Source organism: Clostridium sp. CMCC3677, from assembly GCF_023845585.1.
GTDB classification, from domain to species: Bacteria; Bacillota; Clostridia; order Clostridiales; family Clostridiaceae; genus Clostridium; species Clostridium aquiflavi.
The window spans coordinates 72,760-92,473 of the sequence record NZ_JAMQHS010000002.1 but is presented as its reverse complement, the minus strand read 5'-3'; the positions used below and the strand labels follow the sequence as shown (position 1 = coordinate 92,473).

Genomic DNA, 19,714 nt, shown 5'->3' with positions numbered 1-19,714 from the left:
ATTATATACTCTCCTTCCATATCTGTAAAATTAAGTTTTAATATCCCAGCTTTCGTTAATATTATATATAATCAAATTATTCATTTTTAATATTTTGATATAAGCTGTAATTGAAACCGTATTAAATAATATTACTTTAAGTATATATTATCAAACATTAAAATTCAACAATATTTGACATATTATGTTATTATTATAAAAAAACTCCCCTTCAATATTAATTTATTAAAAGGAAGTTTTTTGTTATTTAAATATTTTTAGATTAAGAATTTTAATACAAATATTATTCCTATTACCACTGTAGCTAAAGTTATATCCTTTATTTTTCCTGTAAATAATTTTAATAGTATGTATGAAACAACTCCAAATACGATACCATCTGATATACTATAAGATAACGGCATCATAATTATAGTTAAAAATGCTGGTATAGCTTCTGTAAAATCCGAAATATTTATTTGTTTTATTGGCTCAATCATAAATAATCCAACTAATACTAATGCTGAACAAGTGACTGCTGGAGTAATTGAAGCAAATATAGGTGCAAAGAATAATGATAATCCAAACATTATAGCAGTAGATACTGCTGTTAATCCTGTTCTTCCACCTTCCGCAACTCCTGAGGCACTTTCTACAAATGTACTTACTGTACTTGTACCAACACATGCTCCAAACGTAGTTCCTATTGCATCTGCAAAAAGAGCTTTCTTTATATTTGGAACTTTTCCATTTTCATCCAACATTTTTGCTTTTGTTGTTACTCCAACTAAAGTTCCTATTGTATCAAACATATCCATAAATAATAATGTAAATAAAGCAACTACCATATCTAAAGAAAATATATTATTCCACTCAAATTTAAAGAAAACTGAACTAATTGATGGTGGTACACTCATTATACTATTAGGTGTTGGAGTAATTCCAAAAGGAATTCCTATTACAGCTGTAGCAATCATTCCAATAAATAATGCACCTTTAATATTCCTTGCTAAAAGAATACCTGTAATTACGATACCTATTATTGCAAGTAGTGCTGTTCCACTTGTTATATTCCCAAGTGCAAGAATTGTTGAATTATCTTCAGGGTGAACTATAATTCCTGCCCCTTCAAAACCTATTAGTGCAATAAATAAACCAATACCAACTGAAATTGCTTTTTTAATGTTTTCTGGTATTGAATCAACAATAGCTTCACGCACATTGAATAAGGTTAATAAAATAAATATAATACCTTCTAAAAGTACTGCTGTTAATGCAAATTGATATGAATATCCCATACCAAGAACTATTGTAAATGCAAAAAATGCATTTAAACCCATACCTGGCGCTTGAGCAAATGGTAATTTGGCATATAAACCCATTATCAAAGTTGCAACTACTGCTGATAGTGCTGTAGCAGTAAACACTGCTCCACTATCCATTCCAGCTGCTGATAATATAGTTGGATTTACTATTAATATGTACGCCATAGTCATAAAGGTAGTAATACCTGCTATAATTTCTGTCTTAACATTTGTATTTTTTTCAGTAAGTCCGAAATAGTTATCTAACATTCCATTCTTTTCAAATAATTTCTTCATAAAACCACTCTTTCGTAAATCTTTTTTCCACCTGAACTATAATAAGTTATTTTTCGATATATTGCAACACTTTTGTGAATATTTTACGATATTTTAGTACTTATTTTCGCTTTTTATGATGTTTATACGAATATTAATATATATCTATCTTTCTCATTATTCGTTTTTTATTTTTGCAATCATTATAATTTTCTATTTTTTATAGTTAAGTTTTTAATAATTAATCTATATTATAGATAGATAATCTTAAATTCCAAATATAGGTTGATCAATATTTCTCTTATAAATACCTTTTGTACCATTTAATGTATAATATGAAGATATCAAGCCAAAAATATTTCCTAAATTAATATCTATATTAGGTCTAAGTGAATAAGTAATTTCTCCATTAATATATTTTTTATATAATTTATTGTATTTAATAAATCCTATTTCTGTAGTCATTGATCTTGAAATTAAACCAAGATAAACTGATTGTAATGCTGGAATATCAGGATTAGGTAACTCATTTGAATTTACTTCCTTATTATATTTACTATAAATTAACTCAATACCTTCTAGTGTTGATATATAAGAAAGTATGTTTGCATATATAGATATTGTTTGAGCACATTTTTGTGTATCTAATAATCTTAATAATTCTATATCATCTTCAGTGAAATTTTTTGTGTTATTAGTTTTTATATATTCATTATATTTTCTACTATTATGAGAGTTATTATGTTTATAATTTGAATTTTGTTTCAACTCCTTTCAACTCCTTTACTTTATTGTCTTAATTTGCAATACAAAATTTTATTTTAATGGAAATTTATTATTACATTAAGATTCCAATTACATTAGTATATGATTATATCTAAATATTTCCCCATGTATATATTTAGATATGGTGGCTATAGTAATTATATGAACTTCAAAATAATTTAATGATACATCTTATAAGATTGTAAACACACATAATTTAATACTATATTAATTTTTAATATAGATTACATTTATAATATGATTTTAATAATTAAAGAGCACTAAAATAAGCATAATATTCTCTTAAATTATCTCTATTAAAATAATTTAATATGAAAATATTATACTTATCATCATCTTATATGTTTACAAAAACTTAATTCTATAACATATATTTATATAAGTTTTGATTACTATGATAATTAATATATAGATTTAGAATTAACAAATTCTTCAGCTATTTTATCTGGATTATCAACTTCATTAAATAAAGCAATTGAATAACAAACATCATTTTCTTTCCAAATATATACTAAACAATAATTATACTCATTGCTTTCTTCGTATTTAAATACCTCATTATTATTAATGTTTAATTTTTTTACATTAATCTTTTTAGGTATATTATCTTCTGTATTTTCATTAATAAAATATTCATTTTTCTTTATATCATCATAAAACTTTAAATCTTTTTTAGCTGTAAAAGTAATTCTCAAATTTTTACCAACATAAAAATTATTCATTTCGTAATTTATAATATTGTTTTCTATATCAGAATCTCCTGTTATCCCAACTCCTGACCCAGTTATTTTTATATCTTTATCTACTTTTAATGGAAATTTAGGATTAAATCCAAGAATTTTTTCAGCTTTCTCTAAGTCTCCTTTATCATATATACTCATTACTCCTATTTCTGTTGAAACTTCTCTTGTTGGATAGTAATTTACGTTTTTTATATCTTCTGAATACTTCAAAGATTTTGCTATTTTAAATATATTATCTTTATCAATACTTGTCCATTGATTAATTTCATCTTCATTTTTACATTGCTTATTATAATTTAAGATATAACATATACCAGAATCTTTCCACACAAAATATCTATTTATTTCCTTCATTTCTTTGATCACAATATCAATATCTTCTATTTTTCTTTCTGGAGAAGTAATTGTAACAGTAACCTCTTCTCCATGAATTCCATTAAAGTCTACTAAATTTCTTTCACTTTCTACTTTAAACTCTTCTTGTAGTGCACGTAAGCTTTCTGATTTTTTTATTATCTCTATTGGATCTGATACTCCTGTGATTAATGAAAATTCATTGTTTCTTTCATTGTTATTATCAAAAAACATTTGTACTGCATTTTCTTTATCAGACACTTTTATGACTTGAAATCCAGCTCCAACTTCATTTCCATCTAAAATATAATCTGGTACTTTGAATTTAAATCCTGCTATTTCTTGTGCTTTTTTAATATCATCATAAGATTTTAAAGGTGCATCAATTAAAAATTTAGAATTTTCTTCTTTATTAGATATTATTTTTGAAACATTATCATTATCAAATCCTTTTACTTGAATACTGTTTGTAAATATTGCTATTGTCGCTACTAAACAACTTAATATAGCAACTGTTGATACTTTATATGAACCTTTTTTAAAGTCTTTTATCATTTTAATTCTCCTTTTTATTTGGTTATTATTTTCAAAACAAATTAGCAATCTAGATTGCTCTTTTTTATTAAAAAACATTCTTGAAAAATCTATAAGCGTCATACCATAATCTATTCTTTCTTTTTCTTCAAGGCACTCTAAAACACATGCATCACAAGCATATTCTCTATACAACTTCATTTTATTTATAGCAATCCATACTAAAGGATTAAACCAATGTATACAAAGAGCTACTATACTAAGAAAGTTATAATATAAGTCTTTTCTTTTATAGTGCATAAGCTCATGTAATAGACTATAGGATAGTTTATTGTAATCTTCCATTTTCAAAACATATTGTGGTATATAAATTTTAGGCTTTAAAATTCCAAATATTCCAGGACTTTTTATTCCATCATATATAAAAATTTGAATTTTTGAATTTATATTTAACTTATCTTTTAAATTGTTGATTATAGATTTAATTTTAAAATCTTTATATATTTCTAAAGGTATAATTTTTCTTTTAAATCTCATTAAAGATAATATGAATGTTAAGCTTAAAACGATTATCCCTATAATCCAAATTAAAGAAGCTATCTTTATAAAATTAGAAATCCATATTTGTTTATTTATAGATTCTTCTTTATTTTTTTCATAATCATTAATTTTTTCTATCTTCTTTGTATCATTATTGTAATTATTATATCCTATGGAAATTTCTCTATTTTTACCTGAGGTATCTAATATCATTTCCTGTAAACTATTTGTATATTTATCACTAAAAATATCAAATAAATTTATATTTACCTCTGGAATTACAGGCACAAGAAGTCTTAACATTACTAAAATCCACAATCCATGTTTAATCCGCACACTAATATGATTATTAAACATTTTTAAAATCAGAATTATTATTAAAATAATGATAGCTGCTGTTAAAGATGTTTGAAAAAACCATAAAAAAACCTTTTCTAAACTCCCCATAAAAATATACCCCTTCTCGTTATCTAGTTAAAAATCTTTTATATTGATTTTTTCTTTTTTTTCTTTAAGAATTTTCTCTAATTCTTCAATTTCATCAATAGATAGATTCTCATCTTCTAAGAAGCTACTAAAAAGAATATTTAAAGCTCCATCATATACTTTTTTAATAAAAGATTTATTTTCAAACTTCATACAATCTCCCTCAGAAATTAAAGGATAGTAATTATATACTCTACCATCTTTTTTAAAACCTATAACCCCTTTTTTTATAAGTCTTGTTATAAAAGTTTTTATAGTTTGTTTTGACCAACTCATTTTTAAACTCAATGCTTCTATTATTTCTTCAGATGTTAAAGGATTTGTTTTCCATAAAGTTTTCATTACTTCCCATTCAGCTTCTGATATTTTAGGAATTTCACTCAAAAAGTACATCTCCTTTCTTTTAAATCTACAAATGTAAATCATTAATTTAAGTCTACACTTGTAGATTTATAATGTCAAGAATATTTTTACATTTATTCCAATTTCAATTGTTTTTTCATTTTATCACTTATAATTTTAAAAAATATTATTATAAATGTACTATCCTCATTTTTTTTATTTAAATATTAAATCTTTATCCTCTACCTAAATCTTACCTTAAATAAAACTTATTATTTATGTTTATAAAATATATGAATAAGCACATATATAATAACTATGCTTCCTATTAACCTTAATATTGATAATATAAAATTCTCCAGATTGAATTTTTTCATTACTTTTTCATCCTCTCAGATTTCTTACAAAAGTTTAATCTATATCTCTATCTTAAGTATAATATATTATTTGTTATATATTTATACTTAAATATATTAAGCTTATTTAAATCTACAACTCTAATCTACATTTTATCCATCTTTCTGATGAGATTGTATGTAATAAAAATTTAGTATATAAATTAAAAACCACTTAAATATCTTTTAAAATATTTAAGTGGTTTTTAATTAAATCCTATTTAAAATATTGTTCTCCATATCCATAATGTTCAACAACATAATCAATATCTTTATCACCACGTCCACTTAAGCAAACTAAAATAGACCCTTGTTTCATTTCTTTAGCTTTTTTCATTGCGTATGCAACAGCATGTGAACTTTCAATTGCTGGTATAATTCCTTCATATCTTGATAATTTAAAGAATGCTTCCATAGCCTCTTCATCATTTATAACTTTATAATCTACTCGTCCTAATTCTCTTAAAAATGCATGTTCAGGACCAACTGATGGATAATCAAGACCACTAGCTATAGAATATACTGGTGCCGGTTCACCATTTTTATCTTTTAGCATTATGCTTTCAAATCCATGCATAACGCCTTTTTCTCCATACTTCATAGAGGCAGCATGGTCTCCTAATTTTTCACCTCTACCTAATGGCTCTATTCCAATTATTTCAACTGGTTCCTCTAAAAAAGGTATAAACATTCCAGCAGCATTACTTCCCCCACCTACACAAGCTGTAACTACATCTGGTAAAAAACCTGTCATTTCCTTAAATTGATCTTTAGCTTCATAACCAACAACAGCTTGAAAATCTCTTACCATAAGTGGAAATGGATGTGGACCTAATGCTGATCCTATACAGTAAATTGAATCCTTATAATTTTTAGCATATGAATTAAAAGCAGAATCCACAGCTTCTTTTAAAGTTTTTAAACCATGAGTTACTGGAACAACTTTAGCTCCTAATATTTTCATCCTAGTTACATTTGGCGCTTGCTTTGCAATATCAACTTCTCCCATGTGAATTTCACATTCCAATCCAAAAAATGCAGCAGCTGTTGCAAGCGCCACACCATGTTGTCCTGCTCCTGTTTCTGCAATCAAACGCTTTTTCCCCATAAATTTAGCAAGTAATCCTTCACCCATACAATGATTTAATTTGTGTGCCCCTGTATGATTTAAATCTTCTCTTTTTAAATAAATTTGACAATTCCCTATTGCTCTAGATAGTCTTTCGCAATGATAAACTGGTGTAGGTCTACCTTGAAATTCTTTACGGATTCTTCTAAGTTCATTAATAAACTGTGAAGAATGACAAATCGTTTGATATGCATCAGCAATCTCCTCAAAAGCTGGAATTAGTTCAGCTGTTAAGTATGCCCCACCGTATTGACCAAAACGACCATTTTTATCTGGATACTTCTTTAAATATGTTCGAAAATCCATTTACAATCCCCCTTATATGCTTTAAGTTTAAATTTACCTATTTAAACATTTACATATAAAATTATACTATATATACTTTTTATTTACAATTTTCTCTCATATTACCATCTATATTCATTCTTAAGTATTTATCATTTATATCTCTAATAAATTTAGAAGGCATACCATGTGATGTTAAAAATAATTTTTCAGTAGCTCTTGTCATTCCAACATAAAGTAACTTTCTTTCTCTAAATTCTAGCATGTCCATATCCTCTTCTTCATTTTTAACTGGACATAGTGGCATTACTTTAGCATTTAGACCTGCAATTATAACAACTTTAAATTCAAGTCCTTTTACAGAGTGCATAGTTACAAGTTTTACCTCATCTTCTGAAAAGTTTATTTCATCATTATCATTAAAAATTGAACATAGTATATCATAAGCTTGTAAGCATTTCCTAAATTCTTTTAACTGTTTTTTTAATCTAGCAATTATTACTATATCTTTTAATTTATATCCTTCTTTGAGAGTTTCATTTATTAAATTTACTATATATATACATTCTTCAAATTTACTTTCAAAATTTTCATAGGTTGGATAATCACCTTGCTTGTCTATCAAATTAGGTTTAACTAAGTTGTCATTTTGTAGTAAATCTTTATGAATATCAATTAAACTGAATGCTGCCTCAGCTATTTGAGCCGTTGTTCTATAATTTTTACTTAATAAATTAGATTTACCAGTCATATCATATCCTAAGCTAGCAAATGAACGATTTTTTATTAACCAAGCTTGATGGTATATGCTTTGAGCTGCATCTGAAATAAATGTTATACTGGAATATGGTTTTTTATCGTACAAAGCCTTTAAAAATTCCAATTCAACTCTAGTTAAATCTTGACTTTCATCTATTAAAATATGAGTATACTTTTCAATAGGATATTGTTTTGCTTGATTTAATGCTAATAGTGCCATATCTTGAAAATCAACTTTATTTATATTCTGTAAATTACTATTATATTTTAACAAGACCTCAAATATTGCTCTTCTCTTTTCTGAATTTTTTCTGAGTTTTTGAGGACCATCATTATTTATATTACTTATTCTTCCTATTCTATCAACCAACTGATATTCCTCAAGATCTATATAATTACATGCTTTTATCCACATAATCTCTTCTTTAATAAACTGAAGATACTTAGAATCTATGATTTTTACATCTTTATATATATTACCAATAAAATTTATAGCATTAATTAGTTCACATTTACATTCTTTACGCGAAGCAAGTTCTATATTTATATTATTCTGTTTTTTATATTCATTGAAATAATCAAAAAGTATATCGTCTATTCTTTTAATGTATAACTTCAAACTGTTGTCCTCATCAAATAGATTTACCTGAACATTAACCTTATCTTTGACTTTATCATATATATTTGATACATATTGTTTTAGTGATTTATTATAAGTTACCATAAGTACTTTGTCATCTTTAAGTGGACAATAATGTCTTAATAATAGTGGAATTTTATTTACTGCAACAGTAGTTTTCCCAGAACCTGCTACCCCTTTTATTAATGAATGACCATTTGGTTTATTTGCAATTATTCTTTTTTGTTCTATATTAAGTTGCATTTCTACCCCTCTTTATCTAATTATTTCTATTTTTTGGAAATTTCATATACTAATTGTACTATATTATGTAACGCTATGTAAAGTTTTGATTCACTGTGAATTGAAAGAAAAAATTATTTATATCTAAATATATTTTTCTACACAAAAATAACCCTGTTAAATAGATTTTATGGCAGCACTTTTACTGCATCTACTTAACAAGGATTATTTTATTATTAGGCTATGTTTTAAATTAGTTTTATGATAAAATTATATCTTTTTAACAAATTCAGACTTTAATTGCATAGCTCCAAATCCATCAATTTTACAATCAATATTATGATCTCCATCAACTAAACGTATATTTTTAACTTTTGTTCCTATCTTTATAGATGATGAGCTTCCCTTTACTTTAAGATCTTTAATTACTGTTACAGAATCACCATCATTTAATATATTTCCATTAGCATCTTTAACTAAAGTTTCTTCTGCAGCTTGTTTTTCTGATTCTAAAGTCCATTCATAAGAACATTCTGGGCAAATAAACAGATTTCCGTCTTCATAAGTATATTCTGAATTACACTTTGGACAATTTGGTAAAGTATTCATAAAATTCATTTCCTCCATTGTTTATTAATTTAATATATAAAAACCATTCTTATGCTGTTAACCTCATAAAAATAGTAATTCACATCTTTTTTTGTATTGTTTATTTTAAATATTAATAAAATTTCAAGTTATTATTTCTTTAGTAAACTTGCTCTCTAAATAGCAAAAATTTCTCACAGTTTTATATAATATCATAGTATTATTATATTGACAAATTATTTTAATTAATGCTTAAACAACCAATATTCTTTATATTTACCTAAAAACACTATTATAGCTTTAAAAAATGATATTTTCATACTCTTACTTTATAAATTCATTTAAATCCTTCAAAATAATTATTTTTCCTCGTTCTAAATTTACATATCCCATTTGTTCAAATTTCTTTAACTTTCTACTAACAACTTCTCTAGTAGAATCAATTTCAAAAGCAAGTTCTTTATGTGTGCTATAAACAATTTTGCTTTTCTTACTTATGAGTAGCTTTGCAATTCTAGTTTCTAACGAATCATGTCTCTTTTCTTCTTTCTTTTCTATGACAGTATTAAATTTACTATATATATCTTTATACATATATTTTAAAAACTCACTATCTTTAAATAGATGTTCTGTTACTATTTCAAACGGAATTATACATATTTTAGATTGTTGGAGTGCTTTTCCTATAATATTTAATGATTTAAAATTTAAAAGACAGCTTAATGCCTCATGACATAGTTCTCCCTTTTTAATATTAAAAAGATTTGTTTCTTCTCCATTTTCATTAATTCTCTGTATTTTTATTGTTCCATTTATAACAAATATGATCCCTTCACAGGTACAATTTCCAGATGATATATACTCATCAGCATTTAATGTTTTAAATTTTGCTTTTTTACTTATTATTTTATTATTTTCTTTGTCAATATACTCTAAAACTTTATAAATTTCATAAAATTCTTTTAAGTTCTTTTCTCTAACATTACTTGCAAAATTACTTTTTTCCATAATTCCTCCATCTAAAAATATATTATTTTAGCTTTATAATTTAAGTCGTTTTTAATATAATGCTCTTTATTACAATTATTTACTAGCATTATACTATTTAAAACAAAATTAAAAAAGATTATAAAACTATTTATTAATTAAAGATGCATTTAAGATTGCTGAACATTCTGATGGAAATGAACATAACTTAATAGCTAAACTTAGAACTTCTGAAAGTTATATTCCTGAACTTTCATTATTAGCAGAAATTGATGTAAACTTTAATAGGTAGTCTAATTTAAATTTAGACTACCTATTACTATATATTTTTAATTATGCCACACCATTATTCCTGCACTACGTTTGGAAATGGTACATTGCTAAAAAATCGCCGTCTCTAAAGTCGCCTAGGCGATTTTATTCTATTATTTAAAATTATATTCTGTAACAATACTATTTCTATTCATAGTCTTATCATTATAATACTCATAAAAAGATAGTCCTAAAAAGCTTCCTGTTATGTTATAAATATTAGTATATCCTAAATTTTGAAGTGCTAAAGTTGCATTATAACTTCTTTGTCCTGTTCTACAATGAAGGTATACTGGCTCATCTTTTGGTATTTCATTTACTCTTTCTCTAAGTTCACTTAATGGTATATTTTTTGAATTTTTTATATGGCCATTTTCATATTCTCTTCTTTCTCTAACATCTATTATTGCAGCATTATTTTCTACAAGTTCTCTAACCTTATCTATGTTAACTTGCTTAAAATCATTATTTAATAAATTAGATCCAACATATCCTGCATAATTAACAACATCTTTTGCTGTTGAAAATGGTGGTGCATAACATAATTCTAAATCTTTTAAATCTTCTACTGTTCCACCAAATTTTATTGCTGTAGCGATTATATCTATTCTTTTAGTAACATCTCCTTTACCTATAGCTTGAGAACCTAATATTTTTCCAGTTGGTACTTCATAAATCATTTTGAAATGTATTGGCGAAGAATCTGGCATTATTCCAACTTTGTCATTAAGAATTATATTCACTATATCATAATTTATGTTCATATTAAGTGCTTTTATTAATGATTCATTTAATCCTGTTGATGCTCCATTATAGTTAAATACCTTTATAGCTGATGATCCTATATACCCTTTATTTATTGTACTTTTATTGTTTATATTATCTGCTACACTCCTTGCTGCCTTTTGAGCTGGTCCAGCTAGTGATAATTTAGTCATAGAATGAGTAAGTGAATTATACACTTCAATTGCATCACCTACAGCATAAATATTTTCATCATTTGTTTTATAGTTTTTATCTACTTTTATTGCTCCTGTTTCTCCAAGTTCTATTCCAGCATCCTTAGCTAAAGTTACTTCTGGTGCAACTCCTATTGTCATAATAACTGCACTTGCATTCACTTTTTTTCCTGATGACAAAACTATAATATCTTCTTCAAAACGCTCAACCTTATCTCCAACAATTAAATTTACACCATTATCATAAATTTCCTTATGAAGTATTTGTACCATATCATAATCAAAAGGTTTTAGAATTTGTTTAGTAGCTTCTATAAGTGATACATTATATTCTGCTTTTCTTAAATTTTCAGTGGCTTCTACCCCTATGTAACCACCACCAATTACAGCTACATCATTACTATTTATCTCCTTTAAATATCTATTTAATTTATCTATATCAACTACGTTTCTTATTGTAAAAACATTAACTTTTTCAATGCCAGGTATATTAGGTACTATTGGATGTGCTCCTGGAGATAAAATAAGTTTATCATAAGATTCTTTGTAAACTTCTCCACTCATTAAATCTTTGACATCTACAGTTTTATTTTTTCTATTAATTGAAATAACTTCATTATTTACTCTTGCTTTAATATTATATTGTGATATAAATTTTTCTGGACTCATTAAAACTAATCTATTAGGAGAATCTATTACTCCACTTAAATGATAAGGTAGTGCACAATTTGAAAAAGATACATGAGGTCCTTTTTCAAACATTATTATTTCATCTTCCTCACTATTTCTTCTAAGTCTTGCAGCTGCTGAGGCTCCTCCCGCAACTCCACCTACTATTAATATTTTCTTTTTCATAATATCATCCTCCTAATTATTATGTAACTTGATTTTTAACTTTACACTATAATATCAACACTGTTTTAAAACATTAACTTAAGTTACCTCTTTTTTGAGCCAACATAAGATCCTACCCCTCCAGAAACGTTAATAACATCATATCCCTGTTTTCTAAGACTACTACATGTTCTTGCACTTCTTCCACCTGATTGACACATTATGTAATATTCTTTATCTTTATTTAAATATTTATTAGGTTCATTTAAAAGGGTACCCATTGGAATATTTTTAGCAGATTTTATGCTTCCATTTTTATATTCATAATCTTCTCTAATATCAATAAGTTCAACTTTTCCTATTAAATCATCAATATCATTAACATTAATTACTTTTCCATTCTCTCTTTTTAAAAATCCAAACATATTCTTCCTCCTGTGTTTTATATTAATCTTTTATAAAAAATTTAAATATCTATTTCTTATACAAACTCATCTATAATTTATTAATTTCATTATAATTAACAGATATATTTTCTTCTGTGACTTTATCACTTAGCAATAAGTAAAAATAAAAAAATCTATCATGTATATGCTTTTTAGGTTACATTTTTTAATCTTTGGCTAAAATTATAATTTAAGTTATTTAAAGACTTCAGCGCTTTGTACTTTCTTAAATAATAAAAAATTCCTTTAGATATTTTGTGTATCTAAAGGAATTTTTATTAATCTTTTTTATGTGTCTTTTTACTATGTTTAACTCCACAATTATTAGCTTTCTTCTCCTTTTCTTGTTGGCTTGCACAAGAACAATCATGTTTTTCACTCATAATATTTATCGCTCCTAAAATAAATTTTTATTATAATTTTATACTACTATTTTGTTCAAGTTCTAAATATTTATTCTTTATTTTTAATTGTATTATTAAAAAACTCCCTTAGATATTTTATGTATCTAAAGGAGTTTTTATTTAATATTATTTGCTATTAATAATAATTTTAATTTATAGTATTCTTATAATTAAAATATTAGAACTAATATTTGGGGTAATAATATAGAAATTACTATTGCATATATTAGATCAAGCCAAACTATTGAACCATATGCACCAATATAAATTAGTCCAATCACTGGTGTTACTAAAATTTTAAATATTATAGACACTTCTTTATTCTTTAATATTGATTCAATCATATTTTCTGCATCAACTTTACTTGGAAATGCATGCATTAATATAGATATTCCAATCCATACTAAAAATAAATTTAACAAATTGTTATAATTTTTAAATTCAAATACTTCTATTGATACAGGCAACATAATAAACATTCCCAAAATGGTATTTATTAAAAATGGTCCTATTGAAACAAAAAAAGATTTTAATGGGTTATCTGCTGGTTCATGTACAACATAACCACAAGGATTTTTAAATTGAAAATATTTTACTTCATATACAGGAACCCTCATTAAACGGCAAAAAATTTGATGTGCTAATTCGTGTACAATAACACCTGGAAATGTTACTGCTGATATTAAAAAACCTGGTATAAAATACATAATCTAAATCCCCCTATTTATCCTAAATAATAATCATCAATAGTACTATTTCCATCTAAGAAATTCATTATATCATCATCAAATCCGTCTCCATTTGAAGTATATTCTTCTTTATATTTCTCAGCTTCATCGTCTTGTCCATTTGTTATAAGAGCAATAATTAAAGTTTCTAATACATAAGTTTCTTGTGGGTCTGCATCATAAGCTTTTTTAGCAAGATTTACTCCCTCTTGTTTATTCCCTTCAAGCATTTCTACTATAGCTAATCCCCTTAATGCACCTGCATTATCATTTTCTTTATTTAATACAGTATTAAACTTTTCTCTTGCACTATTAAAATCTTTTTCTCTACGTAAAATATTAGCTAATTGGATTTTACTATCAGTTATATTATTGTCTTCTTGAATAGATTTACTAAGATATTCTTTAGCTGCATTATTATCATTAGATGTAGATCCTAAATAATAATATAGTAATGATTTATTTTGACTCTTATCATTTAATAAAATTTTCAAATTATTTGATATTAGTTGGTTTTTTTCATTTGGACTAGCATTTTCATCTAAATTGCTTACAATATTTCCAAATGCATCATAAGTTTTATAATATGAATCAATATATTTTGTGTATTCAGTAATTAAAGTATATGTTGAGTTATCTGCTTCTTTTCCTGATAAATAAGTATCTATTATGTATCCTGCATAATTATATTTACCATTTTCCATGGCTATTTCAATAATTTTTACAGCGGTATCTAGCGAATCAGGATATTCTTCTAATACATTTTGTAAATTTTTTAATGTACTATTTACTTCTCCTTTTTTTGCATTATCTTCTGCCGCAGAATATATTTTATAACTATTAAATACTTTTGGAAATTTTAAAAATGAAATTCCTATAAGAATAATAAGTCCTATAGCAAGAATTGCAAAGATCTTTGGAATTGGATAATGAATTTGTTCTTCTCTACATGTATTGCATAATATTGAATTCTTACATTGTGAAGTGTCTGCATTAACTTGTCCGCATTTATGACATATGCTTCTTTGATAATTCTCTTCATAAATTGAATGTGTTTGTTCATTGTATTCTGTCATATTTAATTTCCCTCCTTTAATTGTACATATTTTGGCATAACATATGAGATTCTACATTATTTTTCAAAATATGTCAATTAAAAGAATTTATATAAAATTCTGTAGTTTTATATGAAATCGTGGTCATCTTGAAATTCCTAATAATAATTACTACATATTTTTATAAAAAAACTTCCTGCTGGTACATCTACTTTTTCTAATTTAATTTCACCATCTTCTTCTGATAATTCTTTAGCATATTTCATAGCTTCCAACTTTATTTATGTATATATCAACATTTGTTTAAATCATAATCAATTATTGTTATCCTTCGCTTATATTTATTATCGTAACTTTTTCTAAATAATTAACACATACTATATTAAAATGCATTAGCTTTATATAGTCATATTGAATCCTCATTTATATAACTTATATTTATAAGTAAAAAATTATACTTTATTAACACTAATATTTTTAAGCTATTAAAGAATCGGTTTTCTTACTTGTAAATAGAAAAAACCTATAAAATAGACGTTTTGTCTACTCTATAGGTTAATTTTATTATATTAACTTAAAATATTTATATTATTTCAAGACCTTAATTTATGATACTTAGCAATCACATTCAAAATTAAAAGAAGCATACTCAGCAAAAGTTTTTACTTTTAATGAAAGTGGATCACATAAATCAGTTTCAAATCCAAAACAGAACCTAAATGTATTCTCTACACAAGGTATCTCAGGTGTTGTTGATTCTGGCATACATGCTTCACAAACCTTAAATCTTAAAACATCTTCCTCCTCCTCATCACATACTAATACGCCTATAGCTACTTTTCTATTTTCACATGCAGTTACTGTTACATCAACTATTAATAATCTTCCTTGACATTTTAAGTTAGTAATTTCTATTGGAACATTTCTAGATTCTTCACAACCTACAAAGTTAGCATCAACAGCTTCGTTACAGCAACAATCACACTCAGAAGAACAATCAGTACTGTACCTAACTTGTGCTATTCCAAATCCAAGTGCCGGTGGTACTATAATTTCAATACGATCAAATGGAGTATCGCAACATGTTTTTGCAGCAAATAACCTTGCACCATTTGGAGAAGTAACTGTTCTAACTATATTTCCTACAAACTCATTTCCTGAATAAAATTCAACTGTAAGAGGAAATGTTCCAAAAAGATTAGCTTCCATTTCAAATCCAAAAATGCAAGATGGTTCAGATAAAGTTATAGTCATAGAATTTTGGAAGTTTGAAAATAGTACATCTGGAGTGGAATCTTCAGATAATGGAGGTGAAGACCAATTATTCCAACCTGAAGGTACATTAAGTTTTTGCATATTTGAACTAAAAGTAACTGTTTGGGTACCATCAGTTATAGAGTTTAAAAAGGTTCCTTGTGATATACCTGAAATATCTATTTTTTTTGTAGCTGCTGTATAAGCAGTATCAGGGTTATCAAAAGTAGTAAAACAATCTAAAGCAACTAAAGTAGTAGGTTGTTTTACATTTTTTGTTTCTTGATTCATATACTTATCAACTAAAGTTGGACTGTAGCAATAACTTATTTCTAAATTTCTAATTTCATCTATAGTATTTTCACAATTAATATTATCATTCATGATATCTTTCTCCTTTGAATAATTTAGATATTTTTCATCTTAATATATACTATTTTTTATATGACAAAATGTTATTTATTATTTAGATTATTCTAATATACTTACAATGTTACTTTTTAATTTTAAAATATATACGTTCTATTTATCGTCATTCCTTAAAGTCAATTTGTAACATTAATATTATTTTCGACATAAAATATAATATTATATGGAGGTGACTACTAGTGAAAACAAATGACTATGATATTCCAACTGAAGTAGAGCATATTGTATTTCCCAAATACTGTGATTGTCTAAATAAAAAAATCAACACCTCATTAGAGGACACTGGGAAATTATTATTAGTTAAAGTACACTTAAAAAATATTTTATGTGATAAAAATTTAGCTGTAGGAGTTTTAGTTTTTGAAGGACCTATCTTACGAGCATTTAAAGTAAAAGAAATTTACACTGGTAATTGTGATGGAATGTGTAAATATCGTGATATTAAAACCCCTACTTATTATTTTGTTTTTGCTGATAAAGAAGATTGCTCTAAAAAAGATTTTTCCATTAAAATTATAAAAAATTATACCAATATAAATAAGTGATAAAAATATTAAATTTATACAATATAGTTCTTTTATTAACTAAGTTCATTAATAGTTGTCATAGAAAATATTATTGATTGCATAATCATCACTAAAAAACTGTACTAAAATCTTAGTACAGCTTTTATATATTATTTAATTTAATTACAGTAAAAAATAAACTTTACTATAAATTAAACCTTAATAATATAGTTGGAAAATTTACTATATTATTAAGGTTTGAATACTTTTACAACATATATTAAGGTATTATGTATTTCTTCTTTAAGGCTATATATTACAATATTTGGTTATTCTATGTTGACGTTTTCATTGCATTAGACTATACTGAATATATTTGGTAAATTTTTTCAAATGGGAGGTTGTTTTATGGACACTAAATATTCAAATTTATTTGAACCAATAAAAATTGGTAATATAGAAATTAAAAACAGATTTGTAATGGCCCCTATGGGACCTGCTGGATTATGCTCAGAAGATGGTAGTTTTAATGAACAGGGAATAGAGTATTATGTTGAAAGAGCAAAAGGTGGTACTGGTTTAATAATAACTGGTATTACTTATGTTGAAAATGAAATTGAAAAATGTACTATGCCTTCTATGCCTTGTCCAACTATTAATCCTGGAAATTTTATAAAAACAGCAAAAGTACTTACAGAAAGAGTTCATGCATACAATTCAAAGATATTTTTACAATTAACTATGGGTTTTGGTCGTGTTAGTATCCCTAGCATGGTTGGTGGCGTTCAACCAATAGCACCATCTGCTATACCTCATAAATGGGTACCTGATATAAAATGTAGAGAACTTACAATAGAAGAAATTGAAACTTATATAAAAAGATTTGGTGAATCAGCTGCTATAGCAAAAGAGGCTGGATTCGATGGAATCGAAGTCCATGCTGTTCATGAAGGATATCTTCTTGATCAATTTACTATTGCATTGTTTAATAAAAGAACAGATAAATATGGTGGAAGCTTACAAAACAGATTAAGATTACCTATAGAAATTCTTAAATCAATAAAAAATGCTTGTGGAGAAGATTACCCAGTATCTCTTCGTTATAGTGTTAAAAGTTATGTAAAAGGCTTAAATGATGGCGCCTTACCTGGAGAAGACTTTGACGAAAAAGGTCGTGATCTTAAAGAAGGTCTTGAAGTTGCTAAAATACTAGAAGAGGCCGGATACGATGCATTTAATTCTGATGCTGGTACTTATGATTCATGGTATTGGAATCACCCTCCTATGTATTTTAAAAAGGGAATGTATCTTTCATTAAATGAAAAGTTAAAACAAGTGCTTAAAGTTCCTGTTATTACTGCTGGAAGAATGGACAATCCTGATCTAGCAAGTGATGCTATTGCTACTGGCAAAACAGATATGATTGCTTTAGGAAGACCACTTTTAGCAGATGCATATATTCCTAGAAAAATTAAAGAAGAAAAAATTAAAAATATTCGTCCATGTTTATCTTGTCATGATGGATGCATGGGAAGATTAGCTACTGGTGGCGGAATTTCTTGTGCTGTAAATCCATCTACAGGTAGAGAAAAGGACTTTGAATTGCACACAGTTAAAGAAATCAAAAATGTAATGGTTGTAGGCGGTGGTGTTGCTGGATGCGAAGTTGCAAGAGTTTGTGCTATCAGAGGCCATAAAGTTTCTTTATATGAAAAAACAGATAAATTAGGTGGAAATATTATACCAGGAGGAGTTCCTGATTTTAAAGAAGATGACAGAGCTCTTGTAAAATGGTATGAAAATGAATTAAAAGAAAATAACATCGATATTCATTTTAATATTGCAGTTACAAAAGATTTAACTGATAAATTAAATCCAGATGTAATTATTGTGGCTACAGGTTCAACACCTAAAATATTAAATTTAGAAGGAAATAAAAATAAAGTTTATACTGCTCAAGATGTACTTTTAGGAAATAAAACTCCTGGAAATTCAACTGTTATTCTTGGTGGTGGTTTAGTAGGTTGTGAAACAGCACTTTGGCTTGTAAAACAGGGTAAGAAGGTTACTATAGTTGAAGCTCTTGATGATATATTAGCTTCTGGTCCTGAAATATGTCATGCAAATAGCCAAATGCTAAGAGATTTATTAGCTTTTTATAAAGTTGATATTAAAACAAAATCTATCTTATCTAAAGTAGCTGATGACGGTGCTATAATAATAGAAGATGATAAAGAAGTGACAATTCCTGCTGATTCTGTAATTTTATCTGTTGGTTATAATTCTGAAAAATCACTATATAATGAATTAAAATTTAATGATAAAGAAGTGTACCTATTAGGAGATGCAAGAGAAGTTAGAAATATTCTGACTGCCATTTGGGATGCTTTTGAGGTAGGTAGAAATATATAAAATTTAATATTGCTTTAATGATGTAG

The 19,714-nt window shown here is 26.1% G+C and carries 15 protein-coding genes; 2 read left to right on the top strand and 13 right to left on the bottom strand.

What is annotated here, in order from left to right:
- Positions 1-257 precede the first annotated feature (257 nt).
- The 13 genes from NG901_RS02480 to NG901_RS02420 all read right to left on the bottom strand — a co-directional run bounded on the left by NG901_RS02480 (position 258) and on the right by NG901_RS02420 (position 16,725).
- On the bottom strand, positions 258-1,580 hold the full coding sequence (locus NG901_RS02480; protein WP_252212169.1) for an NCS2 family permease: 1,323 nt from the start codon (positions 1,578-1,580) through the stop codon (positions 258-260).
- Between the two features lie 246 nt (positions 1,581-1,826).
- The gene (locus NG901_RS02475; protein WP_252212168.1) at positions 1,827-2,327 is read right to left on the bottom strand and encodes a hypothetical protein; all 501 of its coding nucleotides are present in this window, start codon (positions 2,325-2,327) and stop codon (positions 1,827-1,829) included.
- Positions 2,328-2,746: 419 nt separating this feature from the next.
- The gene (locus NG901_RS02470; RefSeq protein WP_252212167.1) at positions 2,747-4,963 is read right to left on the bottom strand and encodes a M56 family metallopeptidase; all 2,217 of its coding nucleotides are present in this window, start codon (positions 4,961-4,963) and stop codon (positions 2,747-2,749) included.
- Positions 4,964-4,990: 27 nt separating this feature from the next.
- On the bottom strand, positions 4,991-5,386 hold the full coding sequence (locus tag NG901_RS02465; protein WP_252212166.1) for a BlaI/MecI/CopY family transcriptional regulator: 396 nt from the start codon (positions 5,384-5,386) through the stop codon (positions 4,991-4,993).
- 570 nt (positions 5,387-5,956) lie between these two features.
- On the bottom strand, positions 5,957-7,174 hold the full coding sequence (gene trpB, locus NG901_RS02460) for a tryptophan synthase subunit beta (protein ID WP_252212165.1): 1,218 nt from the start codon (positions 7,172-7,174) through the stop codon (positions 5,957-5,959).
- A 79-nt stretch (positions 7,175-7,253) separates the two neighbouring features.
- On the bottom strand, positions 7,254-8,795 hold the full coding sequence (locus NG901_RS02455) for a 3'-5' exonuclease (protein ID WP_252212164.1): 1,542 nt from the start codon (positions 8,793-8,795) through the stop codon (positions 7,254-7,256).
- A 249-nt stretch (positions 8,796-9,044) separates the two neighbouring features.
- The gene (locus NG901_RS02450) at positions 9,045-9,383 is read right to left on the bottom strand and encodes a zinc ribbon domain-containing protein YjdM (RefSeq protein ID WP_252212163.1); all 339 of its coding nucleotides are present in this window, start codon (positions 9,381-9,383) and stop codon (positions 9,045-9,047) included.
- Between the two features lie 303 nt (positions 9,384-9,686).
- Positions 9,687-10,370, bottom strand: a complete 684-nt coding sequence (locus tag NG901_RS02445; RefSeq protein ID WP_252212162.1) for a Crp/Fnr family transcriptional regulator — start codon at positions 10,368-10,370, stop codon at positions 9,687-9,689.
- Between the two features lie 404 nt (positions 10,371-10,774).
- The gene (locus NG901_RS02440) at positions 10,775-12,475 is read right to left on the bottom strand and encodes an FAD-dependent oxidoreductase (protein ID WP_252212161.1); all 1,701 of its coding nucleotides are present in this window, start codon (positions 12,473-12,475) and stop codon (positions 10,775-10,777) included.
- Between the two features lie 83 nt (positions 12,476-12,558).
- Positions 12,559-12,879: a rhodanese-like domain-containing protein gene (locus NG901_RS02435; RefSeq protein ID WP_252212160.1), complete on the bottom strand. Its 321-nt coding sequence runs from the start codon at positions 12,877-12,879 to the stop codon at positions 12,559-12,561.
- Between the two features lie 595 nt (positions 12,880-13,474).
- Complete coding sequence (locus tag NG901_RS02430) at positions 13,475-14,011, bottom strand: metalloprotease family protein (protein ID WP_252212159.1); 537 nt, start codon at positions 14,009-14,011, stop codon at positions 13,475-13,477.
- Between the two features lie 17 nt (positions 14,012-14,028).
- Positions 14,029-15,108 carry a tetratricopeptide repeat protein gene (locus tag NG901_RS02425; protein WP_252212158.1) on the bottom strand — a complete coding sequence of 360 codons (1,080 nt, stop codon included), beginning with the start codon at positions 15,106-15,108 and terminating at the stop codon, positions 14,029-14,031.
- A gap of 594 nt (positions 15,109-15,702) precedes the next feature.
- Positions 15,703-16,725, bottom strand: a complete 1,023-nt coding sequence (locus NG901_RS02420) for a hypothetical protein (protein ID WP_252212157.1) — start codon at positions 16,723-16,725, stop codon at positions 15,703-15,705.
- Between the two features lie 224 nt (positions 16,726-16,949).
- Between NG901_RS02420 and NG901_RS02415 the strand changes: the two genes are divergently transcribed.
- Both NG901_RS02415 and NG901_RS02410 read left to right on the top strand, forming a co-directional pair.
- Positions 16,950-17,315 (top strand): hypothetical protein, encoded by a 366-nt coding sequence (locus NG901_RS02415; protein WP_252212156.1) that lies wholly within the window; start codon positions 16,950-16,952, stop codon positions 17,313-17,315.
- Between the two features lie 369 nt (positions 17,316-17,684).
- Positions 17,685-19,688, top strand: a complete 2,004-nt coding sequence (locus NG901_RS02410; RefSeq protein ID WP_252212155.1) for an oxidoreductase — start codon at positions 17,685-17,687, stop codon at positions 19,686-19,688.
- Positions 19,689-19,714 lie beyond the last annotated feature (26 nt).

What these genes read in the sequence shown, in the direction of transcription:
- NG901_RS02430 (WP_252212159.1), bottom strand. Translation starts at nt 14,011, where the DNA reads ATGTATTTTATACCAGGTTTTTTAATATCAGCAGTAACATTTCCAGGT.
- NG901_RS02445 (WP_252212162.1), bottom strand. Translation starts at nt 10,370, where the DNA reads ATGGAAAAAAGTAATTTTGCAAGTAATGTTAGAGAAAAGAACTTAAAA.
- NG901_RS02410 (WP_252212155.1), top strand. Translation starts at nt 17,685, where the DNA reads ATGGACACTAAATATTCAAATTTATTTGAACCAATAAAAATTGGTAAT.
- NG901_RS02435 (WP_252212160.1), bottom strand. Translation starts at nt 12,879, where the DNA reads ATGTTTGGATTTTTAAAAAGAGAGAATGGAAAAGTAATTAATGTTAAT.
- NG901_RS02455 (WP_252212164.1), bottom strand. Translation starts at nt 8,795, where the DNA reads ATGCAACTTAATATAGAACAAAAAAGAATAATTGCAAATAAACCAAAT.
- trpB (WP_252212165.1), bottom strand. Translation starts at nt 7,174, where the DNA reads ATGGATTTTCGAACATATTTAAAGAAGTATCCAGATAAAAATGGTCGT.
- NG901_RS02440 (WP_252212161.1), bottom strand. Translation starts at nt 12,475, where the DNA reads ATGAAAAAGAAAATATTAATAGTAGGTGGAGTTGCGGGAGGAGCCTCA.
- NG901_RS02420 (WP_252212157.1), bottom strand. Translation starts at nt 16,725, where the DNA reads ATGAATGATAATATTAATTGTGAAAATACTATAGATGAAATTAGAAAT.
- NG901_RS02470 (WP_252212167.1), bottom strand. Translation starts at nt 4,963, where the DNA reads ATGGGGAGTTTAGAAAAGGTTTTTTTATGGTTTTTTCAAACATCTTTA.
- NG901_RS02425 (WP_252212158.1), bottom strand. Translation starts at nt 15,108, where the DNA reads ATGACAGAATACAATGAACAAACACATTCAATTTATGAAGAGAATTAT.
- NG901_RS02480 (WP_252212169.1), bottom strand. Translation starts at nt 1,580, where the DNA reads ATGAAGAAATTATTTGAAAAGAATGGAATGTTAGATAACTATTTCGGA.
- NG901_RS02450 (WP_252212163.1), bottom strand. Translation starts at nt 9,383, where the DNA reads ATGAATACTTTACCAAATTGTCCAAAGTGTAATTCAGAATATACTTAT.